The sequence below is a fragment of the Streptomyces pathocidini genome, assembly GCF_001418495.1.
Taxonomy (GTDB): domain Bacteria; phylum Actinomycetota; class Actinomycetes; order Streptomycetales; family Streptomycetaceae; genus Streptomyces; species Streptomyces pathocidini.
In genome coordinates, this window is sequence record NZ_LIQY01000650.1 from 1 (window position 1) to 4,263 (window position 4,263).

A 4,263-nucleotide genomic window follows, 5' to 3' on the forward strand; every position below is an offset into this window, starting at 1 on the left:
GCCTCGACAACCCCGCCGGGGAAATCCCACCCCGGCGTGTACGTTGGGTCGATGAGCAGGACCGGGTCCTGCTCGTCGACCCAACGTACAAGCCGGGGTGGGAGTTCCCCGGCGGGGTTGTCGAGGCGGGAGAGGCACCGGCGAGGGCCGGGATCCGGGAAGTGGCCGAGGAGATCGGGATACGGCTCGACCATGTGCCGGGGCTGCTGGTCGTGGACTGGGAGCCGCCGAGGCCGCCGGCCTTCGGCGGGCTCCGCTTCCTCTTCGACGGGGGCCGGCTCGACGGCGCGGCCGAACGCGTTCTCCTGCCGGGGGCGGAACTCCGCGGCTGGCGCTTCGCCAGTGAATCGGAAGCGGCGTCCCTCCTCCCGCCGGTCCGCTACAACCGCCTCCGCTGGGCCCTCCGCGCGCGGGAGCGGGGCACTCCGCTGAACCTTGAGGCGGGCACGCCGGTGGGATGACCGTGACCTCGCCGGCCGGGCAATGAGCCGACGTCCGCCACGTCGGGGCCGCGCCGTACGGCCGGGCGGGGTGTTGGCCGCGCCGCGGGCCATGGTTCGGCCCTCGTTGTGGGCGGTTGTGGGCATGCGTTCCGCCCCTAGTGGAACGCATGCCCACACCGGAACGGTGGACGTACGTCTGGCCCTCCCGGTGGAGTCGGTTGCCTCAACCTGTTTTTGACTGCGCGTAGTTCCGGAGGAAGAGCGCCTCCGTCAGGGAGAGGCGCTCCAGTTCCCGCGGTGAGACGCTTTCGTTCACGGCGTGGATCTGCGCCTTCGGCTCGCTGAGCCCGATCAGCAGGATCTCCGCCGCCGGGTACAGCGCCCCCAGCGTGCTGCACAGCGGAATCGACCCACCCTGCCCCGCCGTCTGCATCGACTCCCCGGGATACGCCACCCGCATCGCCTCGGCCATCGCCGCGTACGCCGGGCTCGCGGTGTCGGCGCGGAACGGCTGCCCCTGCCCGACCTGGTCGACCGTGATCCGCGCCCCCCACGGAACCCGCGCCTCCACGTGCCCGGCCAGCAGCTTGGCGGCCTCGCCCGCGTCGACGCCCGGCGGCACCCGGAGGCTGATCAGCGCCCGCGCGCTCGCCTGCACTGACGGCGTCGCCCCCACCACCGGCGGGCAGTCGATGCCGAGCACGGTGACGGCGGGCCGCGCCCAGACGCGGTCCGCGACCGTGCCGGATCCGATCAGCCCGACCCCGTCGAGGACCTTCGCGTCCTGGCGGAAGTCCGCCTCGGGGTACTGGAGGCCCGCCCAACTCGCGTCCCCCGCCAGCCCGTCGACCGTCGTCGAGCCGTCCTCGGCCCGCAGCGAGTCCAGCACGCGGATGAGCGCGGCCAGCGCATCCGGCGCGGCGCCCCCGAACTGCCCCGAGTGCAGGTTCCCTTCGAGCGTGTCGACCTGGACGCGTACGAGCGTCATGCCGCGCAGCGTCGCCGTGACGGTCGGCAGCCCCACCCGGAAGTTGCCGGTGTCGCCGATGACGACCGCGTCGGCGGCCAGCAGCTCCGGGTGCGCCTCCGCGTACCGCTCCAGGCCGCCGGTGCCCTGCTCCTCCGAGCCCTCGGCGATGATCTTCACGCCGACCGGGACACCGCCGCAGGACTTGAGCGCGCGCAGCGCGGTGAGGTGCATGATCAGGCCGCCCTTGCAGTCGGCGGCCCCGCGCCCGTACCAGCGGCCGTCCCGCTCGGTGAGCGTGAACGGCGGGGACAGCCACGCCGACTCGTCCAGCGGCGGCTGCACGTCGTAGTGCGCGTAGAGGAGGACGGTCGGCGCGCCCTCGGGCCCGGGGAGGTGGCCGTACACCGACTGCGTGCCGTCCGGGGTGTCGAGCAGCGCGACGTCCTGGAAGCCTTCGGCGCGCAGCGCGTCCGCCACCCAGTTCGCCGCGGCCTCGCACTCGCTCCTGGGGAACTGCGCCGGGTCGGCCACCGACCGGAACGCGACCAGTTCGGCGAGCTCGGTCCTGGCGCGCCCCATCAGCGCGGTGACGGATTCGGCGAGTGGGGCGACCGGGGTCGGCTCCATGGGCGGCGCTCCTTGTGAGTGCGGTGTCGGGTGCTCGGCAGTGTGGGCCGATTGCGGGCCCCGTACGGAAGATGGCCGTACGGGACGGTGTGGGGGCCGCCGTACCGGTTCGGGGTGCGCGGCCGCGTACCGCAGATCATCCCACAGGGGCTCCTGGTGACCTTGAGCCGTAGGATGCAGGGGCGGCAGCCGGGGCCTGGCCCGGCGGCCCGGACCCCAGGCCGATCGGGAGCGGAAGCAACTGGTGAGCAGCGAGAACGCAGAGCAGGGAGCAGGGCGGGAAGCCGAGTCCGGCGGCGAGAAGGTCTGGGACGTCGTGGTGGTCGGTGCCGGCCCCGCCGGTGCCTCGGCCGCCTACGCGGCGGCGGTCGCGGGGCGCAGTGTCCTGCTGCTGGAGAAGGCGGAGCTGCCCCGGTACAAGACGTGCGGCGGCGGCATCATCGGCCCCTCGCGCGACGCGTTGCCGCCCGGCTTCGAACTCCCGCTGCGGGACCGGGTGCACGCCGTGACCTTCTCCCTGGACGGCCGTCTCGCCCGGACCCGCCGCTCCAGGAACATGCTCTTCGGGCTGATCAACCGCCCGGAGTTCGACCAGCGCCTGGTGCGCTCGGCCGAGGACGCCGGAGCCGTGGTCCGTACCGGCGTCACGGTCTCCCGGGTCGAGCAGCACGGACCCGCCGTGCCCGACCGGCGCACGGTCGCCGTGATGCTGGGCGACGGGGACGTGGCGCTGGCCCGCGCGGTGGTCGGCGCCGACGGCAGCGCGAGCCGCATAGGGGCCCATGTCGGCGTCAAGATGGCGCAGGTCGACCTCGGGCTCGAAGCGGAGATTCCCGTTCCCAAGACGGTCGCGGAGGACTGGGCGGGCCGGGTCCTCATCGACTGGGGCCCGCTGCCCGGCAGTTACGGGTGGGTGTTCCCCAAGGGGGACACCCTGACGGTCGGCGTGATCTCCGCCCGCGGCCAGGGCGCCGGAACCAAGCGGTACCTGGACGACTTCATCGGCCGCCTCGGCCTCGCCGGCTTCGAGCCGAGCGTCTCCTCAGGACACCTCACCCGCTGCCGCGCCGACGACTCGCCGCTCTCCCGCGGCCGGGTCCTGGTCTGCGGGGACGCGGCCGGGCTGCTGGAGCCGTGGACGCGCGAGGGCATCTCGTACGCGCTGCGCTCGGGCCGGCTCGCGGGGGAGTGGGCCGTACGGATCGCCGAGGCGCACGACGCGGTGGACGCGCGGCGCCAGGCCCTCAACTACGCGTTCGCGATCAAGGCGGGGCTCGGCGTCGAGATGGGCGTCGGCCGGCGGATGCTGAAGCTCTTCGAGCGCCGCCCCGGCCTGGTCCACGCGGCGATGGCGAGCTTCCGGCCTGCCTGGCACGTCTTCGCCGAGATCACCCGCGGCCAGACGACGCTGGCCGAACTCGTACGCGGCAGCGGCCTGGCCCGCCGGACCCTGGGGGCGCTGGACCGCTCCTGAACAGGCGGTTGGTGTCCTGGGAGGCTCCCTTCCCGTCCCGACCCGATACCCCTACTACCAGGGGAGTAGATGCGATCACCCACGCTGGGGTGACGCGGTTCGGGGTCCGGCCGGTCTAGCGTTGCCGGTATGACGGAGGCGGGCGGCGACTGGACGGGGCGGGCGTGGGAGCGGTGGCTGCTGCCACCCCCCGCCCGCCTGCCCTGGCTGTCCTGCCTCGCGGTGGCCGTCTTCCAGTCCGTGGGCACGAACTTCGCCGCGCACGACCAGACCGGCAGGGCCTCCATCGACGCCTTCGCGCGCGTGCTCCTGCTCGTCGGCCCGGCCTTTCTGCTCGTACGCCACCGGTACCCACGGGTGACGGTCTTCGGGACGTCCGCCGCGGCCCTGGCCTACTTCACCGCGGGCTACCCGTACGGCCCGATCTTCATCAGCGTCGCCATCGCGTGCTTCACCGCGATCGTCTCCGGACACCGCTGGGCGGCCTGGTCGGCGGTCGGCGCTCTGTGGGCTGGGCACGTGCTGGTCGCGCACTGGCTCTATCGCTGGCTGCCACCGGGCGGCGACCACGCCGCGCCCTGGGGACAGGAACTCGGCGTCGCCGCCTGGGTGCTGGCCATCGTCGCCGCCTCCGAGCTGGGCCGCACACGGCGCCAGCAGCTCCTGCGGCAGCGCGCGGAGCAGGCGGCGGCGCAGCGCCGCCGGGCCGACGAGGAGCGGCTGCGGATCGCGCGCGAGCTGCACGACGT

Annotated in this window: 3 protein-coding genes and 1 pseudogene; 3 read left to right on the forward strand and 1 reads right to left on the reverse strand. The window is 74.0% G+C overall.

Translation table 11 applies throughout. The features are described 5' to 3' along the window. Positions 1-461: NUDIX domain-containing protein (locus tag AOK16_RS24050; RefSeq protein WP_157859337.1), on the forward strand; the 461-nt coding region annotated here is incomplete at its 5' end. A gap of 205 nt (positions 462-666) precedes the next feature. Here the strand turns inward: AOK16_RS24050 and AOK16_RS24055 are convergent. Further along, the gene (locus AOK16_RS24055) at positions 667-2,040 is read right to left on the reverse strand and encodes a dipeptidase (protein WP_055474219.1); all 1,374 of its coding nucleotides are present in this window, start codon (positions 2,038-2,040) and stop codon (positions 667-669) included. A gap of 244 nt (positions 2,041-2,284) precedes the next feature. On the opposite strand from AOK16_RS24055, the gene AOK16_RS24060 reads away from it, so the two are divergent. Both AOK16_RS24060 and AOK16_RS24065 read left to right on the forward strand, forming a co-directional pair. Then, complete coding sequence (locus tag AOK16_RS24060; RefSeq protein ID WP_055474220.1) at positions 2,285-3,514, forward strand: geranylgeranyl reductase family protein; 1,230 nt, start codon at positions 2,285-2,287, stop codon at positions 3,512-3,514. A 129-nt stretch (positions 3,515-3,643) separates the two neighbouring features. After that, positions 3,644-4,263 (forward strand): annotated as a pseudogene (locus tag AOK16_RS24065) (sensor histidine kinase); the annotation flags it as partial.